This is a genomic window from Bacillus cereus group sp. N21 (assembly GCF_016483395.1).
GTDB classification, from domain to species: Bacteria; Bacillota; Bacilli; order Bacillales; family Bacillaceae_G; genus Bacillus_A; species Bacillus_A pseudomycoides.
Genome location: NZ_JAEHBX010000173.1, coordinates 1 through 2,313, shown reverse-complemented (window position 1 = coordinate 2,313; position 2,313 = coordinate 1). Strand labels below are relative to the sequence as shown.

The window sequence follows — 2,313 nt, the reverse complement described above, 5'->3', positions numbered from 1 at the left end:
TTCATATTTCCTTTACCTAATAACCAATTTTTCCAATATAAACCCGAACTTGTAAAATAAACACCATATTTTCCTGAGCCAAATAAATTGCAACTTAAAAAAGCAATAATTCGATCATCCGTTGGTATAGAGAAACGTTTTTTTGCAATTGATAAGAAATCTTCAGGTATTCTAGTAACATAAAATCTAGACTGCTGGTATTCTAAACAAATATCAGTTAAACGATTAATATCTATATTCAGCATGATAATTCTCCGTTTCTTATATATTTTCGATATATAAATTATAATATTACCAGGTAAATATTAACGCTTAAAATTCGCTTAAATTGAGAGGCACTCTATTGGATTCTACAATAAATTTGTATTAAATCGAAAAATTTATTATATATTTTTATCGTTTGGGGGTAGTGTCTTCTTATTAGCTTGATAGCGATGGGGTGCGCCCCCTATATAGAAGGTTTCTTCAATATGTACGAAAAATATTTTGAATATTGATATTGTTCAGGATCTGCGTGTGTGTTATTTTAAATAATGGTATATTAGTAAATTTTTAGTAAATATTCTATTCAATCTCTAAAAATATGATTCTTGGAGGCGTTGTTGTGCATAAAAAATGGAAACTTGGGCTAATGAGTACTCTTCTTGCCTGTACAACCTTTACATCTGTTGCATTTGCAGCAGAAAAACCAGTCGACCAACCCAAATGGGAGGAATGGTTAAACGGACATGCAAAAATATTAAATGAACCAACTTCCCAAACAACAGAAGATTTATCATTTCTAAAAGAGGCCGTACAGGACAAGCGTATTGTTGTACTTGGAGAAAGTACGCATGGTGCGAAGGAAATGAATCAATCCAAAATACGTATGATTAAGTACTTACATGAGGAAATGGGATATGATGTGATTGCATTTGAATCAGGGCTTGGGGAAGCAGCAGCAGTTCAGCAAAATTTTGATAACTTAACCGCTACGGAAGCGATGAAACAATCTTTATACGTTGTATGGCAAACAGAGGAAGTTGAACAATTATTTACCTATATGAAAGAACAAAAAGAAAAAGGAAAGCCACTCACATTAGCTGGTTTTGATATGAATTTGTTTTATAAATCTTCATTCCGCTCCTATGCAAAAGAATGGTTGCAAAAATTAAGTCCTGAAGTGGCATCTGAATTTGATGCAGCAGTAACAGAGTTGATTAAACTGGATAAGTATTACAATAAATATGATGGTACATATCCCTATGATCAATTTAAAATTGAAATACAGCCCGTAATCAACAAGTTTGAAAAGGTTAGAACGTTTATTCAGAATCATAAATCTGAATTGACTCAAGTTGCACCTCTTGCGACGTATGATGTGAACTTTCTGGAGAAATCAATTAATATACGGATTGATGCGATTAAAACGCATTTAGATGCTGAAATGAAATTTAGAGGTGGGATCTACTCACCTAATCTTACAGACTACTCTTTTTATATCCGAGATCAAAAAATGGCACAAAACTTAGCATGGCTCACTGAAATGCAGTATAAAAACAAAAAAATCATTGTGTGGGGTCATAATTATCATATTCGAAAACAAAATTCGAAAATGATATTAGACTGGACGAAGGTGCAGCAACACAATTATGTTGCCCCAAATATGATGGATTATCTTCCGCAGCGCATCAAAAACCAAATGTACACGATTGGGGTATTTGCGTATAGTGGAAGCAGTTGGGATGATAGCAATGAAGATGTTATTCTTGTACATAACGAACATGGAGAACAAAGCGTTGAAAAAATAATCAGCACGGTGGGAAGTCCCCATGTTTTTGTTAACCTAAGGGGAGAAAATAACCGACCAGAAACGTCATGGATGTTTACTCCTACTGCAGCAAGTTATTGGGGAAAAAAAGAAAAAGAAGAAATCATGATTCCTACCGAACAATATGATGGCATTCTATGGTTAGAAAAGACTTCACCTTCTGTTCTTAAGTAAAATAAAGAGCATCCTTACATATTAAGGATGCCCTTTTTCTTGTCACAATTGTACGTAAACAACATTCGATTGGATGCATTTAAATACTAACGATCAAACAATATATTCATTATAGGGATAGCGTCACATGCCCATCAAGCTAAGAAAAGCAAATACCCCCAAATGAGAAAATTGACATCTCCAGATGAAAATATACAATTTTTTTGGGGGGTGTTATAAAATTCTTAAGTTGATGGATATGTGGCGGTACCCCATCACCATCAAGCTAAGAAAGGCAAATACCCCAAAAGGAAAAAATGAGCTTTCTTGTAATAAAAAACAAATCCGTA

1 protein-coding gene and 1 pseudogene are annotated in these 2,313 nt (G+C 33.8%); one reads left to right on the top strand and one right to left on the bottom strand.

All coding sequences use genetic code 11. The features are described from left to right. Positions 1-245 (bottom strand): annotated as a pseudogene (locus JDS96_RS30220) (hypothetical protein); the annotation flags it as partial. A 359-nt stretch (positions 246-604) separates the two neighbouring features. On the opposite strand from JDS96_RS30220, the gene JDS96_RS30215 reads away from it, so the two are divergent. Then, positions 605-1,984, top strand: coding sequence for an erythromycin esterase family protein (locus JDS96_RS30215; protein ID WP_199669058.1), 1,380 nt, complete (start codon positions 605-607; stop codon positions 1,982-1,984). Positions 1,985-2,313 lie beyond the last annotated feature (329 nt).